17 protein-coding genes are annotated in these 26144 nt (G+C 65.3%); 8 read left to right on the top strand and 9 right to left on the bottom strand.

The genetic code is table 11. The features are described 5' to 3' along the window. Positions 1-2 precede the first annotated feature (2 nt). On the bottom strand, positions 3-1934 hold the full coding sequence (iolC, locus tag GSQ87_RS09275) for a 5-dehydro-2-deoxygluconokinase (RefSeq protein WP_158915191.1): 1932 nt from the start codon (positions 1932-1934) through the stop codon (positions 3-5). 96 nt (positions 1935-2030) lie between these two features. Next, on the bottom strand, positions 2031-2867 hold the full coding sequence (locus GSQ87_RS09280) for a MurR/RpiR family transcriptional regulator (RefSeq protein WP_254062847.1): 837 nt from the start codon (positions 2865-2867) through the stop codon (positions 2031-2033). Between the two features lie 165 nt (positions 2868-3032). Between GSQ87_RS09280 and iolG the strand changes: the two genes are divergently transcribed. Beyond that, complete coding sequence (iolG, locus tag GSQ87_RS09285) at positions 3033-4019, top strand: inositol 2-dehydrogenase (RefSeq protein WP_158915193.1); 987 nt, start codon at positions 3033-3035, stop codon at positions 4017-4019. Positions 4020-4045: 26 nt separating this feature from the next. After that, positions 4046-5008, top strand: coding sequence for a substrate-binding domain-containing protein (locus tag GSQ87_RS09290; RefSeq protein WP_158915194.1), 963 nt, complete (start codon positions 4046-4048; stop codon positions 5006-5008). Here GSQ87_RS09290 and GSQ87_RS09295 read toward each other — a convergent pair whose 3' ends face one another. Both GSQ87_RS09295 and GSQ87_RS09300 read right to left on the bottom strand, forming a co-directional pair. Next, complete coding sequence (locus GSQ87_RS09295) at positions 5009-5512, bottom strand: hypothetical protein (RefSeq protein WP_158915195.1); 504 nt, start codon at positions 5510-5512, stop codon at positions 5009-5011. It abuts the gene before it with no gap. 1 nt (position 5513) lies between these two features. Further along, the gene (locus GSQ87_RS09300; protein WP_158915196.1) at positions 5514-7757 is read right to left on the bottom strand and encodes a GH92 family glycosyl hydrolase; all 2244 of its coding nucleotides are present in this window, start codon (positions 7755-7757) and stop codon (positions 5514-5516) included. Between the two features lie 356 nt (positions 7758-8113). Here GSQ87_RS09300 and GSQ87_RS09305 point away from each other — a divergent pair, with 356 nt between their 5' ends. The 4 genes from GSQ87_RS09305 (at position 8114) to treF (ending at position 15048) form a co-directional block, all read left to right on the top strand. After that, the gene (locus GSQ87_RS09305; protein WP_158915197.1) at positions 8114-9658 is read left to right on the top strand and encodes a sugar ABC transporter ATP-binding protein; all 1545 of its coding nucleotides are present in this window, start codon (positions 8114-8116) and stop codon (positions 9656-9658) included. A 26-nt stretch (positions 9659-9684) separates the two neighbouring features. Beyond that, complete coding sequence (locus tag GSQ87_RS09310; RefSeq protein ID WP_158915198.1) at positions 9685-10695, top strand: ABC transporter permease; 1011 nt, start codon at positions 9685-9687, stop codon at positions 10693-10695. Between the two features lie 143 nt (positions 10696-10838). Beyond that, positions 10839-13367: a TonB-dependent receptor gene (locus GSQ87_RS09315; protein ID WP_158915199.1), complete on the top strand. Its 2529-nt coding sequence runs from the start codon at positions 10839-10841 to the stop codon at positions 13365-13367. 43 nt (positions 13368-13410) lie between these two features. Then, positions 13411-15048 (top strand): alpha,alpha-trehalase TreF, encoded by a 1638-nt coding sequence (treF, locus tag GSQ87_RS09320; RefSeq protein ID WP_256375883.1) that lies wholly within the window; start codon positions 13411-13413, stop codon positions 15046-15048. A gap of 39 nt (positions 15049-15087) precedes the next feature. On the opposite strand, the gene GSQ87_RS09325 is transcribed toward treF, so the two are convergent. Continuing rightward, positions 15088-15705 (bottom strand): LysE family translocator, encoded by a 618-nt coding sequence (locus GSQ87_RS09325; RefSeq protein ID WP_158915201.1) that lies wholly within the window; start codon positions 15703-15705, stop codon positions 15088-15090. 237 nt (positions 15706-15942) lie between these two features. On the opposite strand from GSQ87_RS09325, the gene GSQ87_RS09330 reads away from it, so the two are divergent. Next, a complete protein-coding gene (locus tag GSQ87_RS09330; protein ID WP_158915202.1) occupies positions 15943-16128 on the top strand; it encodes an oxidoreductase-like domain-containing protein in 186 nt (61 codons plus the stop codon). 94 nt (positions 16129-16222) lie between these two features. Beyond that, the gene (locus GSQ87_RS09335; RefSeq protein ID WP_158915203.1) at positions 16223-17539 is read left to right on the top strand and encodes an amidase; all 1317 of its coding nucleotides are present in this window, start codon (positions 16223-16225) and stop codon (positions 17537-17539) included. Here the strand turns inward: GSQ87_RS09335 and GSQ87_RS09340 are convergent. From GSQ87_RS09340 to GSQ87_RS09355, 4 genes are all read right to left on the bottom strand, one after another. Then, on the bottom strand, positions 17536-19167 hold the full coding sequence (locus GSQ87_RS09340; RefSeq protein WP_158915204.1) for an amidase: 1632 nt from the start codon (positions 19165-19167) through the stop codon (positions 17536-17538). The two genes, GSQ87_RS09335 and GSQ87_RS09340, sit on opposite strands and share 4 nt — an antisense overlap. 50 nt (positions 19168-19217) lie before the next feature. Further along, a complete protein-coding gene (locus GSQ87_RS09345; RefSeq protein WP_158915205.1) occupies positions 19218-20285 on the bottom strand; it encodes a peptidyl-alpha-hydroxyglycine alpha-amidating lyase family protein in 1068 nt (355 codons plus the stop codon). Between the two features lie 222 nt (positions 20286-20507). Then, complete coding sequence (locus GSQ87_RS09350) at positions 20508-22772, bottom strand: TonB-dependent receptor (protein ID WP_158915206.1); 2265 nt, start codon at positions 22770-22772, stop codon at positions 20508-20510. Between the two features lie 1303 nt (positions 22773-24075). Continuing rightward, positions 24076-26055 (bottom strand): amidohydrolase family protein, encoded by a 1980-nt coding sequence (locus GSQ87_RS09355; RefSeq protein ID WP_216839174.1) that lies wholly within the window; start codon positions 26053-26055, stop codon positions 24076-24078. Positions 26056-26144 lie beyond the last annotated feature (89 nt).

Consider the following 26144-nt stretch of genomic DNA (forward strand, 5'->3'; position numbering starts at 1 on the left):
GCTTACTCCGCCGCGATAGCGACGGGGGCCGGCCGGTTGGCCCGCCATCCGTCGACCAGCGCCTTGAACCGTTGGCTCAAGAGATCGAGCGCTTCGGCGTCCCCGATCTCCCCGGCCAGCCATTGGCGTGCGGCGTCGGCCCAAATCGTCCGCCCGACGGCGAAGCCCTTCACGATCGGGAACGGCGCGACTGCTTCGAAGGATCGAAGCAGCGCCTCGTCCGGCGCCGCCAGTCCCAACAGGACCACTCCGCGGCAATGTGGGTCATGCTCGTCGATCATCTGTTGAATGTTGCGCCAAACCTCGGGATCTTCCGAAGGCTCCAGTTTCCACCAATCCGGCCGCACCCCAAGCGCATAGAAGCGGGCGATCAGCCGCGAGATGGTGTCGACCTCCGTGGCCATCCCGGCCGGGACGATCACTTCGAGCAGGAGTTCGTGACGGGTCTCGCGGCAGGCGTCGCACAGGCGCATCACTTCGCGTTCCTGCGCCACCTTCAGATCGACGGCGTCGTCGGGATGGGCGAAGACGAGACACTTCACGACGTGATTGTAGGGCCACTCGCGAAGCTCGGTGCCGACGTCCGGCGAGCCTTCGAACGTCAGCGGGCGCGACCCCGGACACTCGATCGGGCGGCCGATCCAATAGGGCATGTCGGCGGCCTCTTCCAAGCCGCGCATCCCGAAGCGCCCATCGAGCAGCACCCCAAACGCGGGATCGCCGCCCGCGACCCGGTCGACCGCCTTGAGCGCCAGAGTCTTGAAAATCGGAATACGATCCAGGTCGCCGCCGACCTCTTCGGCGATCTTGACGATCTGACTGCGATGGTCGAGCGCCAACACCATCAGCTCCGGTCGCGGTGGATAGCGCGTGGTCGACCAGTGGATGTTCTCGAGGGCGACGTCCTCCCGGAGGCGGAAGGAGCGGGTCTGGGCGGAAAGGAACTGGTTGAGTTCTTCCCACGACGGCATGGCCGGCGCGCAGCCATGACGCGACACCACGATGGCGCCGCACGCATTGCCGAACTCGCAACAGGTCTCCAGGGGCGCGCCGATCAGCCATCCGCGCAGGAAACCCGCCATGAAGCTGTCGCCGGCGCCCAGCACGTTGAATACCTCGACGCGGAAACCCGGGCCGGCGACGCCCTGGTCCAGCGCGTCGGGGACTGCGCCCTCGAAACAGACGCATCCTTCCGCGCCGCGTTTCAGGACGATCAACGCCCCGGTGTGCTCGCGGATCGTCCTGAGCGCCGCCAGCGTGTCAGTCGAGCCGCCGAGGATATGGACCTCTTCGTCCGTGCCGACGACCAGATCGCAGAGCGGCAGGATAGTTTGCAGGCGGGCGGTGACCCCGGCGTTGGCGACGAAGCGGTTCTCGCCCATGTCGCGCGAGGTCAGTCCCCACAGCACCGGACGGTAGTCGATGTCGAACACCACCCGCCCGCCGGCCGCACGCACGAGTTCGCAGGCCTTGCGGCTGGCCGCGGCGACACCCGGAGCCGACAGGTGTGTCCCGTTGACCAGGACTGCGCCCGCCGAGGCGATGAAGGCCGGATCGACGTCGCCTGCGTCCAACGCCATGTCGGCGCAGTCCTCCCGATAGAAGATCAGCGGAAAGTCGACCTGGTTGCGGATTCCCAGGATGGCGAGCGCGGTCAGGCGCGCCGGATCGGTCTTCACCCCCGTGACATCGACGCCTTCACGCACGAGCTGTTCGCGGACAAAGCGCCCGAAGTGATCGGCGCCGACACGGGTCAGCAATCCGGATTTGAGCCCCAACCGGGCGAGACCGATCGCCGTATTCGTCGGGCTGCCGCCGACGTACTTGGCGAACGACAGCATGTCTTCGAGCCGTCCGCCCACCTGCTCGCCATAGAGATCAACGCATGAGCGCCCGATGGTGATGATGTCCAAGGACGTGGGGGTGTCGGTCATTCCTCGCTTCCCGCCTCAGAATGGATCACTTATTTCAATCTAGCGGAGATTTGGAATATATATTTCACCGTCGGTCGCCGAGCGCAAGCCTATGGATCAACCGCCCGGGGCGGAGGTCTGGAAGGTGTGCGCGATCGCCAGCGCCTGTACGACGCACATGGAAACCGCCAGCGTCCGAAACCCCCACACCTCGGCGTCGCGGATGGCGAGCACGCAGTCCGCCTGCTTGGCGATCGAGCTTACGAACGAATCCGTGATCGCGACGACCTCCGCTCCGGCGGTTATCGCCGCCTCCACCAGTTCGATGGTCTCGCCCGCATAGGGGCTGAAGCTGATGCCGATCATCAGGTCGCCCTGGCGCGCCTGACCCGCCTGCTGGCGCCCCCGCCCTCCGAGCCCATCGACCAGGATCGTGCGCTTACCGGCCTGCTGCAGCAGGTAGGAAAGATAGACAGCGACGGGAAACGAGCGCCGAAAGCCGGCGACATAGACGACGTCCGCCTCGCCTATCAGCTTCACCGCGTGTTCGAAGCTTTCCCGGTTCACCGCCTCGGCGACATGATCGAGCGATAAGCTAGAGGCGCCGGCGAATTCTGTCAGCACGGCGAAGTCCGACGATGGCCGCGCCTCCGCCGCCCCGATAAAGCGTTTCGCGCGCTCGTGATAGGCGCTCGCCGGCTGGCTCGCCAATAAGCCGTCCTTCAAGAGCCGCTGCATGGGCCCCGCGCCCTCGAAGCCGAACGTCTTGGCGAAGCGCACGATCGCCGACGGCGGCGCGCCGGTTCGCTCCGAAATCACCGCCAAGGTCTCCACGCCCATGCTGTGCGGATCATCCAGCACGAACCGGGCGATCTGCTGGAGGCGAGGGCTCAGCCCCTCATAATGCTCCAGGATCGCTGTACGCAGTTCGCCGGCATCCTTGATGGCGTTCAAGTTCGACCCTCCCCCATAACGCGCCGCACAATTCGACCCGGCCGGGCTAGCGCGAGCGGCGCGGCTCCCGACCACATGCATATTCCATGTCGTAAAATTCTGGAATATGTGTTCCGTTCCGGCAGGATTGTCGGCACGTCCTGCAGCGCCCAGGGAAAAGCCACTGTGTTCAAAATTGCATTGCTTGGCGCGGGCCGGATAGGCGCGATCCACGGACGTAACATCGCGGCCCATCCTGCGATGTCGCTGAAATATATTGTGGACCCCGTCGAAACGGCGGCGATGAAGCTCGCCTCCCTGCTCGGCGCCGAGATCGCGACGATCGACCAGGTCTTGGCGGACGACGAGATCGCCGGTGTCGTCATCGCCAGTTCCACCACGACCCATCTCGATTACTGCCTGGCCGCCAGCCGCGCCGGCAAGGCGATCTGGTGCGAGAAGCCGCTGGACCTGGACCTTCAACGCCTGCGGGCCGAACTGGACAATCTGCGGCCGAGTTCGGATCGCCTGTTGCTGGGCTTCCAGCGCCGGTTCGACCCGAACTTCAGGGCCTTGCATCAACGATTGGTCGCAGGAGAGGTCGGCGTGGTCGAGACCATCCAGATCACCAGCCACGACCCGGCGCCCCCGCCGGTCGACTACATCAAGGTCTCTGGCGGTCTGTTCAAGGACATGACGATCCACGATTTCGATATCGCCCGATGGCTACTCGGGGACGATGTGATCGAAGTCTACGCCACAGCCAGCAATCTTGTGGACCCCGCCATCGGCGAAGCGGGCGACGTCGACACCGCCAAGATCGTGCTGCGCACCGCCGCCGGACGGCTCTGCGTGATCTCCAACACCCGCCGCAGCGGGTATGGCTATGATCAACGCGTTGAAGTCTATGGCGCCAAAGGTCGGCTCGCCGTCGGGAACATGACCGAGACGACCCTGGAAGCATGGACCGAAAAGGGTATGGCCGCCGATCGGTTCGAGAACTTCTTCCTCACCCGCTACGCCTCGGCCTACGCCGCCGAAGCCGATCATTTCGCCGACATCCTGGCCGGCGCCGCCAAGCCGCTGGTCGGCGTCGCCGATGGGGAAGCCGCGCTGGCGCTGGCGGTGGCTGCGGCGGAGTCCGCGCGCTCCGGCCAGCCCGTTCGCATCTGAGGCCACGCCGCCAGAAAAGAGCCGATATGGAACGCAGGCGTCCCCTTCTCACCGTCGCCGCGCTGATCGTGTTGGGCGGCGCCCTCCCGGCAGCCTGTAATCGCAGCGCCACCAACACCGAGCTGGTGGTCAGCCTCAACAAGCTCTCCACCCCCTACTCGGTCATGTTGAAACGCTACGCCGAACAGGCCGCCCGCCGATCAGGGGTCGTGATCGCGGTCCTCGACGGTCAGGGCGACTCCTCCAAGCAGAGTGTGGACCTGAGGGCGGCGAGCATTCGCGGCGCAAAGGCCATCGTGCTCGCGCCGAACGACAGCAGCGCCCTGGCGCCGGCGGTCGACGATCTTCACAGCGACGGGGTCGCCGTCATCGCCATCGACCGTCGGCTGAAGGGGACAGTTCAGCCGGTTCCCTTCGTCGGCGCCGACAACGCCGAGGGCGGTCGCCTCCTGGGCCATTGGGTGGTCGCCAACTTCCCGAAAGGCGCCAGGGTGGTCCTGATCACCAATGAACTGGGCTCAAGCACGCAGATCGAACGCACCCGAGGCGTTCACCAAGGCTTGGCCAACGGCGGCGTAGGGTTCAGGATCATCGCCGAGCAGACCGCCAACAGTTCACGCGACCAGGCGCTCACCGTCACCCAGAACGTCCTGACCGCGCTCGGCGGCGACCCTCCCGACGCCATCATCTGCCTCAACGACGACATGGCCATCGGCGCCCTCGAAGCCATCCGTTCGGCCGGCGTGGCCAAGGGCAGGATCAAGGTGCTGGGCTTCGACGCCAATCCCGAAGCGCTTGCCCGCATCCGCGCGGGCGACATGTCGGCGACCGTCGAACAGAGCCCAGCCAAGCAGATGGCCACAGCGATCCGCGAAGCGCTGGACGCCATACGCACCGGCGCCAAGCCTCAATCGGTCACGTTGAAGCCCATCCTGATCACGGCGGGCAACCTCGGTCAGGCCGAGCGCGCCTCGGAGGCCGCGCGGTGATCACGCCGGCGCGGATCGTTTCCGGAACACCATGGTGGCCAGCACGGCGCCGTCCTGCACCACCTGCTCCCTCAGGAAACCGGCGTCGGCGGAGCGGGTGTAGGTAGTCTGCAGCACGACCGTCTCGTCCATGTGCTGCACTTTTTCCGTGACCACTAGCGCAGGCCCTTTGAAGACGCCCGACGCACTGCGCAGGATCGCCGAACCGATCCGGATGTCGGCTGTCAGCGGAAAGCGAACCTCGCTTCCGTCCATCGGCAGTGCGAGCTCATAGGATCGGGCGCTGCGGCGCACGGTGGCGCTGACCTTGAAATGCAGGATGGCGCCGTCGCGCCGGATATCCAGGGTCTCGGCGTTCGCTCCGGGAAACTCCCCATAGTCGCTGCGCGAAACGTCGAGCACCCAGCTCCCGTCGAGGTCAGGTGAGGTTACGGACGCGGCCGGTGCCACGCCCACCAAGCCGAGCACCGCGATCACGGTGGCCAAGAGGACAGATCGGATCATGTCAGAGCCCTCCCGCCCGAACCGACGCGTCGGGGGCCATGCGTTCGATGACGGCCGACAACGGCTCCGGCTTCCAGCCCGCCCCCCAATCTGAAGGCTTGGGCCCCATCACAAAGTCGAGCCGCGCGCCCGACATGATGTCGGCATAGTGCAGCACCGGAGCGTCCAAGGGCCGGCCGTTCAGGGTCGCCGACTGGATATACATATTCTGCTCGGAGCTGTTGCGCGCCGTCACCGTGAACGACTTGCCGTTGGCGAGATGGATCACCGCCCGGCTGAACAGCGGACTGCCGATCATGTAGTCGCCGGACGCCGGATTCACCGGGTAAAAGCCGAGCGCGGTGAAGACATACCAGGCCGACATCTGTCCGCAGTCGTCGTCGCCATCCAGCCCCGAGACCTTGTTTGCGTACTCGTCCGCCGCGATCTCGCGCACCTTGGCCTGGGTCTTCCAGGGTTGGCCGGCATAGTCGTACAGGTAGCCGACGTGATGGCTGGGTTCGTTGCTGTGCGAATTCCAATCGTCGGCGAAATAGGCGTCCAGGCGAGCGTCGAAAGCCTGTCGCCCCCCCATCAGGGCGGTCAGCCCTGGGATGTCGTGCATCACCGACCAAGTGTAGATTTGCGGCCAGTCCTCGGTCCAGCCGGCTTCGGGATCGGCCCAGCCGCCATCGAAGTTGCGCGCCTGCATCATCCCCGTCGCCGGGTTGTAGATATTCTTGTAGTTGAGCGAGCGTTTCAGGAAGAAGCGGTAGTCCCCTTCCCGACCGAGCGTCTTGGCGACGGTGGCCACAGCGAAGTCGTCGTAGCTGTCCTCCAGCGTGCTGGACGCCGACTCCGCAGTCCGATCGGCCGGGATGTAGCCGAGTTGCTTCAGATACGTCAGCCCCGCCCGCGCCTCGTAGGGGGTATGCGGCTCCCGGTCGGCCCAGCGGCGGGTGGTGTCGCCATCCGGCGGCGTCATGGCGTCCTTGTAGACCGCGTCCCAGGCCAGCTTACGGTCGAACCCGCCGAGGTTCTTGGTCAGCGCCTCTGCAACCATGGAGTCCGCGTGCGTCCCGATCATGATGTTGGTGTAGGACGGGTTGGGCCATTTCGGCATCCAACCGCCTTCCTTGTAGTCCTGTAGGAGCGCCTGAATCATCTCGCCGGCCCGCCCCGGCGAGGTCAGCGTCAGCATGCTGTACTCGGCCCGGAAGATGTCCCAGATCGAATAGGCGGTGTAGGACACGCCCGTGTGCACCTGATCGTCGAAGGCGCTGTAGTACCGGCCCTGTTCCGAGAACTGCCGAGGATAGAGCAAGGTGTGATACAGGGCGGTGTAGAAGATGTGGCGCTGGTCGTCGCTCGCACCCCCGATGTCCATCACCTTGAGCTTGGCGTTCCATTCGGCCCGCAGGCCGCGCCGCACCTTGTCGAAACTCCAGTCGGGAATCTCCGCGTCCAGGTTCCTGCGCGCTTGGTCCAGGCTGATGAAGGAGGTCCCGACCTTGGCCTCGATCGCCTCGCCTGGCGCGGGATCGAAGCGGACATAGGCGCCGTGGGCCTGATCCAGGCCCTGGCCATACAGGCCGGACCCCGTGAACGCCTGGCGGTAGCGAATGACGAAGTAGCCCTTGAAGTTCGGCAAGGCGTCCGGGCCGAGATGGGCGTCCATGCGGTCGGGGTTGTATCCGCTGATCTCATGGCGCGCGGGGTCGACCTGGGCGAAGCCCGCATGCCCCGGCCGCGACGCCTCCACGATCACCTTGGCGTCGGCATGGGCCGGGAAGGTGAAACGGAGATAGGCCGCGCGCGTCGTGGCCGTCATCTCCGTACGGATACGCCGGCCGCCGCCCGCGTCCATGGAGACTGAATAGTAGTCGGGTCGGGCAATCTCGTCACTGTGGGTGAAAGGCAGGCGGCGCGCCTCGGGCGTCGTCTTCAGCTCGCCGATCTCCGGCATCAGCGTCACATAGCCATAGTCGCCCATCCAAAGCGCCGGCTGGTGGGTGCCCATGAAGCCGGTGATCGCGGTGTCCTCGTACTTGTAGGACACCCGGCTGATCTTGTTCTGTCGGGTCTGGGGCGTCCAGCTGGTCATGCCGAACGGCGTCACCACCGAGGTCATCATCTGGCCGTAGCCGATCGGGCCGCTGCCGGAGCCGATATAGAGGTTCACCCAATCCACCGGATCAGCCGGGGCCCCCGACGCGGCCCCCACGGCCAGCGCCAGAATGCCCAGGCCGACGGGCAGCGCCGCCAATTTTGATATTATTGTCAACGCATTCCCTCATCCACACCCGCGGCGCTCGATCCGCCCTTACCCAACCCACCCTCGCGAACCCTTCCCAGGACCGCGTCGACATTTTGAGGTGCGCCGTCGCTTGATGTTGACGCAGAATATATATTCTGATCAAACCTTCGCATAGAATAAATAGACCGCCACTGGGCGGCGTCGGACGTCAAAAGATTTGGCGGCCTGGGAGGAACGGCTCGTGATGACCTCATCGCGCATTGCATCGCACGATCCCTGGGCCGACGCGCCCCTTCGGCGCTCGCCGTTGGGAATCCCGGGCCTGCGCCCCACTCCATAGATCAGCGGCAGCCTGGGGAAGCGCAATGCTGCTGGATGTTCACGCCATCGAGAAAAGCTTTCCCGGGGTCAAGGCGCTGGACGGCGTCAGCCTCCAGGTGGCCGCCGGCGAGGTCCACGCCCTGCTTGGCGAAAACGGCGCGGGCAAGTCGACCCTGCTGAAGATCCTGTCCGGCGCCCAGGCCCAGGACAAGGGCGAGCTGAGGTTCGACGGGGTTGCGCTGGATCGAACCGACACGCCCCTCAAGCGCCAGGAAGCCGGCATCGTCACCATCCATCAGGAGTTCAACCTCGTGCCGGAGATGTCCGTCGCGGAGAACATGTTCCTGGGTCGCGAGCCCTGCCGCTATGGCCTGATCGATTGGCGCGCCATGCGCCGACGCGCGCGTGAAATCCTTTCGGACCTGGGCCTGTCCCTGGACCCGGACGTCGCCGTCCGCGGACTTTCGATCGCCGGACAGCAGATGGTCGAGATCGCCAAGGCGATGACCTTCAAGGCCCGGCTGATTATCATGGACGAGCCGACGGCCGCTTTGAGCGGACGCGAGGTCGAGGTGCTGCATCGCATCATGCGCGACCTGCGCGGCCGAGGCGTCAGCATCATCTATGTCACCCACCGGCTCTCCGAAGTGCGGACCATCTGCGACCGCTTCACCGTGCTGCGCGACGGCCGCTTCATCACCGATGGCGAGGTCGGGGATCGCGAAATCGCCGACCTGGTGCGCTCCATGGTCGGCCGCGATGTCGTGTTCGCGCCACGCGAGCGTAGGGGCCAGCGGGGCGAGCTTGTGCTTCGGGTCGAGGGGGTGCGCCGCGCTGGCGCGACGGCCAATCCGCAGGCCCGGGCGCTCCACGACATGTCGCTCGATCTGCACGCCGGAGAAATCCTGGGTTTCGCCGGCCTTGTCGGCGCGGGCCGGACCGAACTCGCCCGCATCATCTTCGGCGCCGACCGTTGCGACAGCGGCGTGATGTGGCTGCACGGGAACCATGTCGGGCTGCTCCGCTCGCCTGGCGAAGGGATTCGCCGGGGCCTCGCGATGGTCCCGGAAGACCGGAAGCGGCAGGGCTGCTTCCTCGATCATTCGGTGAAGCACAACATGACCCTGCCGAGCCTCAAACGGCTCTCGCATTGGGGTGTGTTCATCGACGAGGCGGCCGAAACCGCCCTCGTCGACCGCTACCGCCAAGCGCTGCACATAAAGACGCCCAGCCACGATACGCCGATCGGCAAGCTGTCGGGCGGCAACCAGCAGAAGGTGCTGCTCGCCCGCTGCATGGCCTTGGCGCCCAAGGTGCTGATCGTGGATGAGCCGACGCGCGGGATCGATATCGGCGCGAAGGCGGAGGTCCATCAGGTGCTTTCCGACATGGCCCGGCAGGGCGTCGCCGTGATCGTCATCTCGTCCGAACTACCGGAAATCCTGGCGATCAGCGACCGCATCGCGGTGTTCCGCGAGGGCTGCATCTCCGGCGTGGTCGAGGGTGCGTCGGCCGACGAGGAAACGCTGATGCGCCTGATGGCGATGGACGACCCGGCCGCGCACAGCATCGTCCGGACGGCGGCATGATGAAGATGGAGGAGAGAACGACGGATATGCACGGCGTCGTCGACCGGAAGACGACCCATCCTCCGGAGCAGAAGGCGCACGCGCGCTCGTCCCCCATCGAACTTCTGCGTCGGTATGGGACCGGAGCGTTCCTGGTCTTGCTGGCGATATTCTTCGAGACCCAGAATCAGAATTTTCTGTCGATCCGGAATATCCGAAACATCCTGACCGACGTATCGATCTGCGGGATCATCGCCGTGGGCATGACTTTCGTGATCGTCACCGCAGGGGTCGATCTGTCCGTCGGCTCGGTCCTGGCGTTCTCAGCGATGTCAGCGGCCTGGGTCGCGCAGCTCCCCGCCCTGCACTTCGCGCCAAGCTGGCTGATTGCGCTGGTTGTGGCGGTTCTGGTCGGTACGGCTGTCGGCTACATCCAGGGCAAGGCGACCACGCTCCTTGGTGTTCCCGCCTTCATCACCACCCTGGGCGGGCTGACCATCTGGCGTGGAGCGACGCTGCTGCTGAACGACGGTGGTCCGATCAGCGGCTTCGACGCGAGTTTCCGATGGTGGGGCGTCGGCTCGGTTCTTGGCGTCCCCGTGCCGGTGGTCATCTTCCTGCTGGTCGCGGCGAGCGGCTATGTCGTGCAGCGCTACACCCGCTACGGACGCCAGATCTATGCGATCGGCGGCAATGTCGAGGCGGCCCGCCTCACAGGGCTCAACGTCAAGGCGGTGGAGACCAGCGTCTATGTGGTGATCGGCCTGCTGTCCGGGCTGGCGGGCTTCCTGCTCTCGGCCCGGTTGGGCTCGGCGGAAGCGGTTGCGGGCGTCGGCTACGAACTACGCGTGATCGCATCAGTGGTGATCGGCGGGGCCAGCCTCGCCGGTGGCGTCGGCGGGATCGGCGGCACCATCGTTGGCGCATTGCTGGTCGGCGTCTTGAGCAATGGCCTCGTGATCATGGGGATAAATTCCTACTACCAGCAGATCGTGATCGGCGGAATCATTGTCCTCGCAGTCGCCCTCGACGCCTACACCAAGAAAAGGCGACATTAGCAAACAGAACACATGACGGACGAAACGTCCGCGAGCCCTCCAATACGGTCAAGGCGACGAAAGACGTCCCGTGATTGGAGATCAACAAATCTAAATACCAAAGCCAAGCGCCGAAACGGGCGTAGATTAAAGGGGAGAGCAAAATGAATTTATCGAGAACCCAGGCCCTGATGCTATCGGTGTCGGCGTCGACATTGTTCGTCGTCGTCGGCGCGGCGCAGGCCCAGGATGCGCCGCCGCCGCCCCCCAGCCAGGCGCCGGTCGCCACCGCGCCTGAAGCGGCGGCCAATGCGACAGTCGACGAGGTGGTCGTGGTCGGCTCGGTCAATCCACAGGGCCAGCGCAAACTCGCGACCGGCTATGCGATCACCACCGTGAACGAGCAGCAACTGCACAACGCCGCCCCCAGCAGTTCGGCCGACCTGCTGAAGGTGGTCCCGGGCATCTTCGTGGAAACCACCAGCGGGGTGTCGGGCCCCAACATCGAGGTGCGAGGCTTCCCGACCACGGGCGACGCGCCCTTCGTCACCTTCCAGCTCGACTCGCTGCCGATCTTCCCGACACCGTCGCTGTCGTTCCTGGACAACTCGACCCAGTTCCGCCTGGACGACACCATCAAGCGCACCGAAGCCACCATCGGCGGCCCCGCCGTGCTGCTCGGCAACGGCCAGCCCGGCGCCACGGTCAACTTCGTGCAGAAGAACGGCGAGGATGATCCGGGCGGATCGCTGCGCTTCACCACCGGCACCGGAAGCCTGTACCGGGTGGACGGCTATTACGGGGCCAAGCTGGCGGACGGTTGGTACGGCAGCGTCGGCGGCTTCTACCGCACCGACGACGGCGTACGCGACACCCAGTTCCCTGCCGACCAGGGCTACCAGTTCGTCGGCACCCTGACCCATGACATCGAGGACGGGCGTATCCAGCTCTACGGCCGCGTCACCCATGACGAGAACGCCTTCTTCACGCCCATCCCGCTGATCGCCACGGGCTCCAGCTCGAGCCCCACGCTGCATGGCTTCCCGGGCTTCAACCCGCTGACCGCCACCTTCTACGGCAACGCCACGCGCATCGTGACCTTCGACACCACTCCCGGCCTCAACGGCGCCGCCCCCGGTTCGAAGACGGTGGACCTGTCCAAGGGTCGTGGCACGGACAACCACATCATCGGCTTCGACTTCGACAAGTCGATCGACGGTTTCGACTTCTCCAACAAGCTGTCCTACATCGACGAGGACGCGCCCACGATCGCCCAGTTCACCGGCGCCACGCCGGAAACCCTGGGCGCCTTCATCCAGTCCGAGGTCGCGGCCGCCAATGCGATCCCCGGCGCGGTCACCGCCGCTGGCCGCCCCGCCACTACCGGAACCGCCCGAGCCGTGGGTACGGGCACGCCCTTCACCAACCTGAACCAGCAGGTGATCCAGATCGGCGTCTGGGACGTGGACAAGAAGTTGAACGCCTTCCAGGACGAGGCGCGCATCTCGCACGAAATCTTCCACGGCAACACGCTGACAGGCGGCGTCTACTTCACCGACTACCACGACCACGACGTCTGGTTCCTCGGCAACAACCAGCTGATGACCGTGCAGAACAACGCCCAACCCTTGGCCGTGACCCTGGACAACGGCGTGCAGGCCACCAGCCCCGATGGCATCGTCTCGCCGGTCAACACGGCGCTGGACAACCACTATGACGGCCGCAACGTCGCCGGCTTCATCTCCGACACCTGGCGCATAACCGAAAAGCTGAAGGTCGACGCCGGCTTCCGTTACGAGCACGAGGACGTCAACGGCACGATCGGCAATACGGCGACGGTCAACCTCAGCAGCAACCCTCTCGCAATCTACGACAATGGCGCCCAGGTGCAGACCGGGACATCCAGCCCCCTGCACTACAGCGGATCGGCCACCTCGATCGCGGTGGACGCCAACTACCAGTTCATGACCCACCTGAACGGCTTTGTCGGCTACAACCACGGTTACGCCCTGCCGACCTTCGACGACCTGCGCAGCGGCGTTCGCCAGACCACCTATGTCGATCAGGTCCAGGGCGGCCTGAAGGCCTTCGGCACCTTCTACGCGGCCGACGTCACTGGTTTCTACAACAAGTTCCAGGGCCAGCCGACCACCCAGCTGCTGGCGGACGGGACCCAAGTCACCTTCATCACCGACTCCCAGGCCGAGGGCGTGGAATTCGACGGCGACATCCGTCCGTTCAAGCCGTTCGACATCGACCTGCTGAGGCCGTTGGATCTGGCGATCTCGGGCGACTACCAGCACGGGACCTACAGCTCCGGCGGCGCTGGCATCCAGGGCAACGAGGTGGCGCGCCAGCCCGATCTGCAGTTCCGCTTCACGCCGAGCTATATCGTGGCCACGCCCGTGGGACCGCTGAACCTCTTCGGCACCGTCACCCACGTCAACCAGCGCTGGGCCGACCTACAGAACACCCAGCCGCTGCCGGCCTACACCACCGTCGACGTCGGGGCCTCGCTGGACCTGCCCCATCGCATCCAGCTGTTGTTCACCGGCACCAACGTGACGAACGCGCTCGCCATCACGGAAGGCAACTCGCGCGTGCTAGGCAGCGGGGTCGCGACCGGCGGCGTGTTCCTCGGCCGCCCCCTGTTCGGGGCGAGCTATCAGTTCAGCGCCGTGATCAAGTTCTAGGTCCGGCGAGGGGGCGCGGCGTCGCGCCCCCGATCGCCAGGTATTGAGGAGAAATAGGGCCGTGCTCTGGAGAACCGCCACCTGTATCGCGGCAGCCTTCCTATCCGTATCGACCGGGCCACAGGACGCCGTCGGTGCGCCGTCGGCATCGGCGACCTACGTTCGCACGGCCGCGACCCCCACACCCGGCGACCTGTTCGGCCCCCTCTACGTCGACGTGGAGACACGCAGGCTCTTCTCCGACAACAAGGCCTTCGCCGACGCGGTTCCGCATCGCGCGCCATCCGCGATCCTGGCCGCATACCGCGCCGGCGCGCCTTGGACCGACGCACGCCTCAAGGCGTTCGTCGAAGCTGAATTCGACATACCCGTCCTGCCGCCGTCGCAGGCCGTGACGGCGAAGACCGCCACCCCGCTGGAGGCGCATATCGCCAGCCTGTGGCCCGTGCTGACACGACCCGCGCACCGATCCGAGGCCGGAGGCTCCGCGCTGGCCCTGCCCAAGCCTTATGTGGTGCCCGGTGGACGCTTCCGCGAAATCTATTACTGGGACAGCTACTTCACCATGCTGGGCCTAGTCCGGGACGGCCGGACCGACCTCGTCGACTCGATGGTCGACGACTTCGGTGCGCTGATCGACCGATGGGGCCACGTTCCCAACGGCGCGCGGACCTATTACCTCAGCCGTTCCCAGCCCCCGTTCTTCTACGCCATGGTTGGCCTGTCGAGCGCTCGCGATCGGGCCGTGCGCAGGCGCCGGCTGGGCTGGATGCGCCGCGAGCACGCCTTCTGGATGGCTGGCGAGGACGGCGTGAAGCCAGGTCAGGCGCGCCTGCATGTGGTCGCCCTGGCGGACGGCGAGGTGTTGAACCGCTACTTCGACGCCCGGCGCACCCCACGCGACGAGTCCTACAGCCTGGACGTCCAGTTGGCTGCGGCTTCGCGGCGGCCGGCGACGGAGCTCTACCAGGACCTGCGCGCCGGAGCGGAAAGCGGCTGGGACTTCGGTTCGCGATGGCTGGCCGATGGGCGCACGCTGGCGAGCATCCACACCACCGACCTCATACCACCCGACCTCAACAGCCTACTCTACGGGCTCGAAAGGGCGATCGCCGCCGACTGCCGGTCGCTGGGGGACGCCCATTGCGCCGTCGCCTACGATCGGCGGGCCAAGGCGCGCGCCCGCGCGATGCGGCGCTGGCTGTGGGACGACGCCGACGGGCTCTACCGCGACTACGACCGGCGCGCGAAACGGCTGACGCCGAGCGCCAGCGCGGCCACCCTGTACCCGCTGTTCACCGGCGCGGCCCGACAGGCGGACGCCGTCCGGGTCGCGGCCTTCGTGCGTCGCAACCTGCTGGCCGGCGGCGGACTGCGCACCACCACGGCCGCCACGGGCCAGCAGTGGGATCAGCCGAACGGCTGGGCGCCTCTGCAGTGGATCGCGGTGCAGGGCCTGCAACGCTATGGGCAGAACGCGCTGGCCCAGGAGATCGGCTGCCGCTGGCTGGCGACCGTCAAGCGTAACTACGCCGACAGCGGCAAGCTGGTCGAAAAGTACGACGTCGAGGCGGCGCGGCCGGGCGGCGGCGGAGAATATCCCCTTCAGGATGGATTCGGCTGGACCAACGGCGTGACGCGCGCCCTCGATACGGGCAAATGCGCCGCGGCGACCGACTAGGCCGCGAGTACATGTCCCTATTGCTCCAGGCGGCCAAGCTTACTGGTGCAACTCGTTGAACAAGGGATAGAGCGAAGCAACGAGCAAGAGCGCCATAACGACATTGAACACCCGCAAGGTCGCCGGGCGGTTCAGGAGGCGTCGAACGCCCATGCCGAACGCTGTCCAGATGAAGACGGTCAAGACGCTGATCAGGGCGAAGATCAGCAGCGCAACCGCCAGGTTGGCCAGGAAACCGCGCGTCGGCACGTATGTCGAGACGGCGCCGAGCGCCATGACCCAGCCCTTAGGATTGACGAACTGGAAGGCGGCGGCGCCCAGGAAGCTGATCGGCCGCTCTGTGGTCGCCCTGACTCCGATCCCCTTGGCCGTCCCGATCTTCCAGGCCAGATAAAGCAGATAGGCCGCGCCGCCCCACTTCAGCACCTCCTGCAAGACGGGAAAGGCGACAAAGACGCCCGCAAGACCCAGGCCGCAAACGGTGAGCAGGACAATGAAGCCGATGGTGACGCCCCACATATGGGGCAGGCTGGCGCGCAAGCCGAAGTTCGCCCCCGACGCCATGAGCATGCTGTTGTTCGGCCCAGGGGTGATAGAGGCGGCGAAGGCGAACAGGCTCAGGGCGGCCAGCAGTTGTGGCGTGTAGGTTGGAGTCATCTCCGTCGTCCTTGGTCAGGCGGGCGGAGCGAACCTGCCCCTCCGCGGCGGGAGGGGCTTGGGGCCTCTAGCCTAGGGCTAGAATTGGCTCTCCATTCCCTCGCGCACACCCGCGACCTGGACCATGGTCCAGGTGCAGATAGTGGCTACGAGAGCTTGGCGGTTGAGCATTGTGCGCGGTTAGCATGGGCGACCGGGCTTCGCAATTCCGCGTCGAGGCTTTAACTCGACAGCCTCATGATCCCCGTCGACACAGATCGGCTACCCAAGCCGCCGGATAAACCGGACCCGCTCGAATGCTGCAACCGGGGATGCTGCCCATGCATCTTCGACTATTACTGGGACGCGCTCGATCGGTGGAAGGCCGTGATCCAGGCCCAGGGGCTCGACCCCGACCTCGTCCTGGCCAGCGTTTCCAAATAGCCGACGCGCGCCGTGTCCTCACAGGTGGAGGACATATCGTCCATTCGGTCGGCGGCACTTCCCCCATCGGACGCCGCGCAGCCAAGAGGACCGAATGTTCGCCGATCGCCGTGACGGCTTTATCGAGGGCTCAAGCAGCCCACGGGTCTTCCTCGAGGAACGCCTGGAGCGCATCGCCGCCCGCGAGCCGGACGTGAAGGCCTTCGTCCATCTGGACCTGGACGCCGCCCGCGCAGCGGCGGACGCGTCCAGCCAGCGGTACCGGGAGGGTCGCCCACTGTCCCCCATCGACGGTATGCCGCTCGGGATCAAGGATGTGTTCGACACCCGCGACCTGCCGACCGAGATGGGCTCGCCGTTCCATCTTGGCCGCCGCGCCGAACATGACGCCGCCCACGTCTACGCCGCCCGCGCGGCCGGCGCCTTTGTGCTGGGCAAGACCGTGACCAGCATGTTCGCCATCGTCGGGGCCGGCCCGACCCGCAATCCCCTCGACCTGTCGCGCTCGCCGGGCGCGACCTCGGCCGGCTCGGCGGCGGCGGCAGCGGCGGGGATGGTTCCAGTCGCGACCGGTTCCCAGGCCCGAGGCTCGATCTTGCGGCCGGCAAGCTATTGTGGCGTTTACGGCTTCAAACCCACCTACGGCGCGCTGAACCGGGCCGGGACGCTCACGCCAGGCAAGTCCTACGATCATCTCGGCGCCCTGGCGCAGTCGCTCGACGATCTTTGGCTGCTGTTGTGGGAGGTGGCGCAGCGGGCCGGCGGGGACCCTGGCTATCCCGGCCTTTTCGGCCAGGCGGAACCGCCTAGCCCCCGCCCGCCCGCACGCATAGCTCTGATCGAGACGGCCGGCTGGTCCGAAGCGACGGATGAGGCCAAGGCGGCGCTGCTATCCTATGCGGACGATCTGCGGTCGCGCGGGGTGCGCGTGGTTACCCGCGCGGACGACGAGGATCTCGCCCGCTACGAGGACCTTCTCCAACAGGTCACCGGCCATTGGGAGACGATCAGCCACTATGAGACCTTGTGGCCTATGCAATCCTATCGAGACCGCGATCCGACCAAGCTGTCCGCCCCGATCCTACGAGGAATCGAAAATGGAGAGCGGATCACCCCTGCTGCGTATCGCGCGAGCCTGACCTGGCGCGAGACGCTGCGGCGGGCCCACGCCGAACTTTCAGGGCGCTTCGACCTGCTCGCGACCTTGTCCGCCACTGGGGCCGCGCCAACCTTTCCTCAGCCGGGTTCATCGACCTTCAACGAGTTGGCGACGCTGATCGGCGTCCCCGCCCTTTCGGCGCCGCTCCTGGCCGCGGAGGGATTGCCGCTCGGGCTGCAACTGATCGGCTTCCGCGACCGGGACTACGCCCTGCTGGAATACGCACGCAGCCTTCAGCCGATCGCCCCCTAAGGCACGGGCGCCAGCAGAGACGCGACCTCAGGCGTATCCTCGACAGACGGGATGAAGCTCGGGGCGCGGCGGGCGTGGGTCGCCCGCTCGAAGGCCGCGCCTAGTCCCAGCAACCGCGCCTCCGACCAAGCCGGCCCGATGAAGGACAGCCCCACCGGCAAGCCCCGGACATCGCCCATGGGCACGGTCAGGTGCGGGTATCCAGCCATGGCCGGCGTACCGGAGGCCGATCCCTGGGAATTGTCCGCGTCCACCCCGTCGCTGCGCCAGGCCGGTCCCGTAGTCTCGGCGATAAGCGCGTCGAGGCGGTTGTCGGCCAGCATCCGATCGATGCCCTCCTCGCGCGTGAGACGGCGGGCCAGGGCCAGCGCCTTCAGATAGTCCGGATCATCCAGACCCTTGCTCATTTCCGCCTTCTCAAAGGTCTCCTGGCCGAACAACGCCAGTTCACGCGGCGTGGCGCGGTCGAAGGCGATCAGGTCGGACAGGGTGCGTACCTTCACGATGTCCGAGGTAGTGGCGAGATAGCCGGCCATGTCCGCCTTCAGCTCGGTGTCGAGGATAAGCTGCTCCGCCTCGCCTAGAGCGGGGGACGGCAGAGGCGGGTCGATCTCGACCAGCACGGCCCCAGCAGCGCGGAGCGCCGCCAGGGTGCGATCGAACAGGGCGAGTTCGGCGACCGACTTGCGGCCGGCCGGCCGCAGCACGCCCAAGCGCTTCCCCACTAACGTCGCGGCTCCAAGACCCACCATGTAGTCGATCTTGTGGGCGTCGGCCTCGCGGGTGGCCGGGTCGGCAGGGTCCGAGCCCGCCATGACCGTCAGCATCGCCGCCACGTCGGCCACGCTGCGTCCCATCGGCCCGGCGGTGTCCTGGGTGTGGGAGATCGGTACGATGTGGGTGCGTGAGAGCAAGCCGACCGTAGGCTTGAGCCCCACCACCCCATTGATCGACGCCGGACAGGTGACCGAACCGTTGGTCTCGGTGCCTATGGCCAGCGCCGCCAGGCTAGCCGAGACCGCCGCCCCAGACCCCGAACTCGATCCGCAGGCGTTGCGGTCCAGCACATAGGGGTTCTTGACCAAGCCCCCCACCGCACTCCAGCCGCTGACCGACTTGGACGAGCGGATATTGGCCCATTCGCTGAGATTGGTCTTGCCGAGGATGACCGCGCCCGCCGTCCGCAGCCGCGCCACGATAGGGGCGTCGCGACTCGACAGGTTGTCCTTGAGCGCCAGCGATCCGGCCGTGGTCGGCATGGGATCGGCGGTCTCGATATTGTCCTTCACCAGCACGGGCACGCCATGCAGGAGACCGCGCGACCCCTTGGCGCGGCGCTCGGCGTCGAGCGCGCGCGCCTGTTCCAGCGCTTTGGGGTTCAGCGCGATGATGCTGCGCAGGGTCGGGCCGCTGCGGTCGACGGCTTGAATGCGGGCGAGATAGGCGCGGACCAACGCCTCCGAGGTGATCCGCCCAGCCGCCATGTCGGCCTGGAGCTGGGCGACCGACGCTTCCTCGACACGATAGGACGCAGCCTGCGCCGTCGCCTGGGCGGCGATGAGAGCGAACAACAACCCCACCGTCAGGGCGCAGGTTGCAGCGAACCTCCAACGAAGCACGGACGTCATCGGCCTTCTTCTCCCAGTAGATCGACAAGCCTGACGGCGCGGACTTCCGTCTAACGCCGTGACGACTTGAACCACATGACCTGATCGCCCGCGGTCGTGATCGGCTCCCCGGACGCCGTCACTTCGACGCCGTGCAGGACGTGCTCACCATCGACGTCGAGATGACCCAGCATCTTGCCAGTCTTGGCATCCAGCTTGACCAGCCAGCCCGGCGCGCCGGTCGGCAAGTTCAACGGCGCCATGCCCGCCCACAACACACCACCCACCAGCTTCAGGGAATAGACCCGGCCCAGCCCGGTGATCTCACCAAGAAACCGGCCATCGAGATCGAACGTCTCGATCCGGCCATTCTCGCGATCCGCCACGTAGATCACGCCGTCGGGACCGATCTGGATCGCGTGCGGCAGGTGGAACTGGCCGGGCCCCACGCCATGCTCGCCCCATTGCTTCACGCGCTTGCCGTCCGGCGTGTATTCCAACACGCGGGCGTTGCCATAACCGTCGGTTATGAAAAGTCGCCCATTGGGACCAAAGGCGATGTCCGTCGCGCCATTGAACGGACCCTTCATCTGCGGCTGCTCGCCGACAGCGATGGCCATAAGCTTTTCGCCACGCGAGGAGTATTTGACCACCAACGATGACGCAGCATCCACCGTCCAGATATTTCCGGCCGGATCGATGCGAATGCTGTGGGGTATCGTGTATTCGCCCCTCCCCCACGAACGGAGAAGCTTACCGCCACTGTCCAACACCAGGATCGGGTCCGCCTTATCGCCGCGCTGAAGCTCGTAGAGGTTTCCCTTGGCGTCCAGCGCCACCCACGAGACCATCCCCGACCGCCAGTCCACACTCGGCGGCCGCGCCGTGAACATCGTGGCGACGAACGGAAGCTTTGGCGAAGCCTCGATCCGGACGCGGAGATCGTCCGCCGCGCGATCTCGAGCGGCCTTCAGCGCTGCGGGATCGCCGCTGGCCTGAACTCCCGCGCTCGTCGCACCATTAGTCGACGCCGGTGATGCACGAACTGCAGATTGCGCAAGACTCAGGCTGCTGACCAAGGCAAGCCATGCTCCGGCGCAGCTGACCATCGCCAGCGTGCCATGTCCGCGCATGCGCATTGGCTTTTTATCTCCAGGGGTTCGGCAAGCTGCACAAACCAAGTGCGAGCCTGCTAAACCGCTGTCAATCACAACCGCCTTCGAAGCTCGGCTTTAATGGGGCGCCGCCCGGCGGAAACGCGTGCAGGCCGCAGAAATCTGCGGCTCGCATGCATGTGAAGCAAGTCCACGCCGTAGCCGGCGGCGGCGAGATTCCCTCCCAGGAATCTCGCCGCAAGACCATCAATATTTGTAGGTCAGATCAATGCCGGCCGTGAGCGGCTGGTTGGTGACGATCCGGTTGAAGGCCGCGCTGGGCAGGGTCTCCTGCAGCAGGCTCTCCAACTGGGCGCGCTGGTTGAATAGGTTCTTGACGAACACGGTCGCGCCCCAGCCGTTCGGGGACTGAACCCCGGCCCGGATGTTGGTCAGGTCGTAGGACGGCAGGGCGATGTATTCGCCGTTGGTCGAGAAGCCGAACGGGAAAGCCAACGAGAAGCGCTTGCCGACATAGGCGTTCTCCAACTCGGCGCTAAAGCGGTAGCCATTGGAGAAATCCTTGGCGTAGCTCAGGATCAAGTCCCCATTCACCGGCGCCACGTCGGAGAGTTTGTGCAGAGGCGTGATCAGCCAGTGCGGGCCCGGATCGACCGAAGCGTCGGTGTAGCTACCCGAGACCGACAGGTTGAAGCCGCCGCCAAGCACCGCCTGGGTCTCGACCTCGCCGCCATAGATGGTGGCGTGGTTTCCGTTGATGTTCAGCGGCCAGTCGCCGGGGAGAGCCTCGAGCTGGATGTTGCTCCAGTCCTCGTAGTAGACGCTGGCGTCCACCGTCAGCCGCCGGTCGAAGAAGCGCGCCTTCTGGCCGGCCTCATAGCTCCACACCGAGTCCGACTTGTAGCTGGAAGGCCACTTGCCGCCCGTGAAGTTGTAGGGGGCGAAGACGGCGCTCCAGTACGGGCCGGTGGTCGGATAGGCGGCGTTGCCGCCGCCGGGACGGAAGCCCTTGGCGATGGTGCCATAGAGCATCAGGTTGCGGGTGAAGTCGTAGGACAGGTTGAACTTCGGGTTGAAGCCGTTCTGGTCCTGCTTGATCCGACCGGAGTTCGACGGCGCCGCCGCCCCGAGCGCCGAACCCCAGCCGCTGATCACCGAGGAATAGGTGTAATCGTAGCTGTACCAGCGCAGGCCGAAGGTGGCCTTGAGTTTATTAGTGAGCTCGTAGGTTCCCTCGCCGAACACCGCATACTGGGTGATGGTGGTCGGCGAGTTGGCGTCGAACCAGTTGGGCGTGGTGGCCGGCTGGAAGGTGCCGATGTCCATGTAGGCCGAAGGGTTCGCGGTGGTCCCGTTGAAGGTCCACCGGGAGGCGAAGCTGCTGTAGAACAGCCCGCCGACCCAGGTCAGTCGTCCACTGCCCTTGGACGCGAAGCGCAGTTCCTCGCTGAACTGCTGGGAGGGGTCGTTCTCGCGCCCGGACACCTCGCCGCTGCCGTTGGGACCGTAATAACCAGGATTGGGCAGGCCATTGTTTGAGGCGAAAGTGACTTCGGTCTGTGGATTGTTGAAGTCTTCGCTGCCGTCCTCGACCTGGATCGAGCGGCGATACCACTGGGCGGTGCTGGAAGTGATGTCGAAGTCGTCGAAGTCGTAGTTCACGTTCAGGCTGAACACCGTGATGGTGTCGCTGCTGGGCTCGGCGACGTCGAAGGGTTGGTAGTGGGCCTGGGTCCCAGGCGTGCTGTCGTAAGCGCTGATCCCATCCTGGTGGTCGGTCTGGTAGAACACGGCGGGCGTGATCGACAGGCGCGGGATCGGCTTCCACAGCAGCGACGCGCGCACGCTGTAGATCTGATCGGCGTTGGAGCCGGGATACTTCTTCTGCACCGCGGCGTCCTGGACGTCGCCCCGCGTCGCGCCGTTGTTGGTGACCAGCGGGAAGGGGTTGGCCACGATCCGGTCGATCCAGCCGCTGGTGTAGGCTTCGCTCCCCACCACCCGCAGGGCAAGCTTATCCTCGACCAACGGGATGTTGATCATGAAGTTGTCGCCGTGGTTGAAGCCGCCGCCCTCGGTGCCGGACAGGATGCTTTCAGCCGAGGCGTGATAGCCGGTGAGGTCGGGCTGATTGGTGAGCAGCCGCACCGTCCCGCCCATGGAACCGGACCCGTAGAGCGTGCCCTGCGGGCCGCGCAGCACTTCGACCCGGTTCAGGTCGTAGAGGGTGGGGTTGATCACCACCTTGCCGTTCTGGGCGCCGGCCGGAGCGGTCATGGGCACGTCGTCGAGGTAGAACCCAACGGTGGAGGAGTTGCCGCCGCTCGAGGTCATGCCTCGCAGCTCGATCTCGGTCTGGCCGGGCCCCTCGCTCTTCAGCGACACGCCCGGCACCGACTGGGCGAGCGTGGTGAAGTCGGTCATGCCGCGCGCCTGCAGGTCCTGGCCGCCGATCGCGGTGATGCTGATCGGCGTGTCCTGCACCGTGGAGCTGCGCTTCTGCGCGGTCACGACGACCTCGGAAACCAAGGCAGCGCTGCCGGCGACAGGGGCCGAATCAGCGCGCGCCTCCAAAGCAACGGACATCGCCGTACTGCTCAACAATGCCGTCATGGCGAGCTTCATGCTTGCGGTCATATCTGGGTCCCCCTTTTATCATCCAGGATTCCCCGCCCATGACCTGATCAGCACAGAATGACGTCAAAGTTTGTGACCCGCAGGAGCGAACACCTACGTACGGTCATCTCGATGATTTTCGTCAGCCGCCAGATTTTATTAGAACTCAGCCGTACGCGCTTCCCGCGTAAACATTCCATCTGAGCCGAGGCTAAATGACATAAAGAGGACGTAATTTATTGTCTCTCAGCATCCGCCGAAACTGGAATTGTTCCGGCGATCCGGTTCGAAACAGGACCTGGCTGCGACGTCGTTATATTCGACGGCCCTCTACCGTAGCCCCTCGAAACAGGGGCCTTCTTGAACGACCCCATCAACGAAAACCGCAGCGACAACGCCAATATTCGCCCAAATTCTCGCAAATTCAAAAGCAAATCAGCTGGCGTCAGCCCCGCACGATAGCACGTCGATGGACATTTCGTCTAAATATATCCGACACCACCCATCATCTTTGCAAGAAAAGGCTCGGAGAAACTCAAATTGAAAATATATGCTGCGAAAAAATATGCATTCCCCGCGATCGGGTCGAGATTTGTTGTTTTTTGATTCGGACACTTCTATCACCGCCCAGCCGCATTGAATTTGCTACTTGACTCCGCTGGCGCATGATTATGATGTGAAAGCGCAAACACAATCACAAACATAAGGGCGGCGCCTGCGACGATAGCCTCCACCAACCGAGCCCGTCGACGAGGGGATGTCTGGGGATCGCGGACCAACTTTTCGGGTGTATTAGCGGTCGGGTCCAAGAAAGCTCTCTCCTACCGAAGACAGGTCGCCAACGTTGGGACGGCGAATCCAAATTGGATATTGAGCAGCGGGGCGAGCGCCATGGCGACGCGTTCCGCGCTCCCCCACTTTTTGAGACAACGCCTTCCACGCGGCGCATTATCGTAAATTACGCCCGTCGACTCGATATCGAATTTCCACCAAAATCATAATAGCGGCATAAAATGCGGCTAGATTTACTCAATCGAATTGAAACATTCCCCTGATGAAGAAGGAATTTTTCCAACCTGTTCGGTTAGGTCAATTACATTCACACCCGATGAAACGAACTCCTGGTTATCGGTTCGAACGTTCTGCAAGATGCTGAATTTTCATCGGAACCGGACCTTCATAGGCCGGTCGACAAAATTCAAGGCTGATAGCCAACGCTCCTCCAGAGAGGAGCCGGGTCATACATCCGCCCGTTCGTGACAACGCGGACAACCCTGCGCAGGTCGGAAAAATTAGCGAGCGGATCACCTTCGACCAAGATCAGGTCGGCGCGCTTTCCGGGCTCTATCGTGCCCACCTCGTGCTCCACACCCATCGCCTCCGCCGCGCCTCGGGTTGCGATCCGGATCACCTCGGCCGGCGTGAGGCCGGCCTTCACATACAGTTCCAGCTCGCGATGCAGGCTATGGGCGGGCAAGGCCTTGTCCGTGCCCGCCACGATAGGCACACCCGCACGATAGAGCGCACGCAGCAGCGACGCCGTCTCCGGCGTGAGGCCCCATCGGGTTGTCCCAGGCGCGGACCCGGACGACCCGATCACCGAGGTGAGGCTATAGGGCGCCTTGGCGTAACCAGGCTCGAAGCTGGCGATGTCCACGTCGCGCGGCCGTCCCAGAAGTTCGCCCCAGGCCTGGGTGGGATCGATCACCGTGTGATGCGTCCGGAAGAACGCGATCTCCTCCTGCACGCCGGGCGAATCGATGCGTATCGGACGCGAGGGGTCGGCGGCCCGGGCGGCCTGGGTGATGGAGCCGAAGTGGTTGATCTGGTCCATGCCGGCCAGCACGCCCTGCTGCGCGGTCATGCCCAGCGGCACGTGCCCCGTGACGCTCATGCCCAAGCTGTGGGCCTCGGTGGCGATGGCGGCCAGCACATCGGGCTTGATGTAGTCGTAGACCTTCATCTGCACGAAGCCCGCGGCCTTGCACCGGCGCACCACCGCACGGCCCTGCTCCGGGGTTTCGGCCTGGACGATACCGAACGCTTTCGGGCCGCCGCCATCGACCAGACAGCCCAACAGCAGATGCGGGCCCAATCCACGCCCCTGGTTGATGAGATCGCGCTCGGCGGTGACGAAATCGAACTCCCCGCCCAGATCGCGGGCCGTCGTCACGCCGGCGGCCAAATAGGCTGGCCCGTAGTCGACCTGGGCGAAATGGGCGTGCATCTCCCACAGGCCCGGAAGCAAGGTTGCGCCAGGAGCCTTGATGACCCGCGTTCCCGTGGGCAGGACGACCTGGGCGCTGGGACCGGCGGCGACGATCCGACCGCCATCGATCAATACTGTGGCGTCGACGATCGGGTCGGCGTGAACCTCGTCGATCAGCCGCGCGGCCCGGATGGCGTAGCGCCTCTCCGCCACCGGTTTGACGCTCGCGGACAGCGCTTCCAGCGCCTTCAGGCGGTCGGCGTCGGCGCTATGGACGAGCTGTGGGAGAGCGGCCTCGTACTGGGCGCGGATCGCCTCGAGCGGCAGTCCGCCGGCATAGGTCGCCGCGGCGGCGATCCGGAGCCGATCATCCAGCCAGACCACCTCCTGTCCCCAGACGACGTTGCGGATCGAATAGCGGGTCAGCCGCACCGGGCCGCCGGCGGAGGCGACGGTGTCGTGTCCAGCTTCCTCGATCTCCACATCCGTGCCGGGCGCGGCGGCAGGAAGCTGGGCGAGATGAGCGGGCCGGCCGTGGCTCAGCCAGTAGCGCAGCAGCATCATCTGCACGGACAGGGGATTGTAGCCGCTCAGGGTGAAGTAACGCTCGGGCAAGGCGACCTGCCGGGTCACGTCGCCGTCCCGTACCGACGCTCGGTTTGAGCCCGCGTCCACGACGACCGAGGCGTTTACGCTGAAAGGCCGATAGCTCTTGCCCTTCGAGGTGAACGCCACAGGCGTCAGATCGGACCTCATCCGCAGTGTCGCGCTGAGGGGCACAGTCGAACCGCGCTCGGTGTAGCTGAAGTCGGCATGCAGGACCTGGCTACCGGCGGCGTCCCTTGTCAGCTCGTAGGTCTCCTCGCCGACGGGCCGTCGCAGGAAATGGATCACCAGCCTTCCCTGTTCCACGGACGACGAGGCAGGCAGGACCGACATGCCGAGCAGTGCGGCGGCGAGGATGATCATGGCGGTCCGTCCAGCAAGATCGAGTGGGGTCGGACTATGTACGGCCCCTTCTCGGCTGGGTAGGTCCAACCGGAGCCCGACAAGGCGGT

This window comes from Caulobacter sp. S45, from assembly GCF_009765965.1.
Lineage (GTDB): Bacteria > Pseudomonadota > Alphaproteobacteria > Caulobacterales > Caulobacteraceae > CAHJWH01.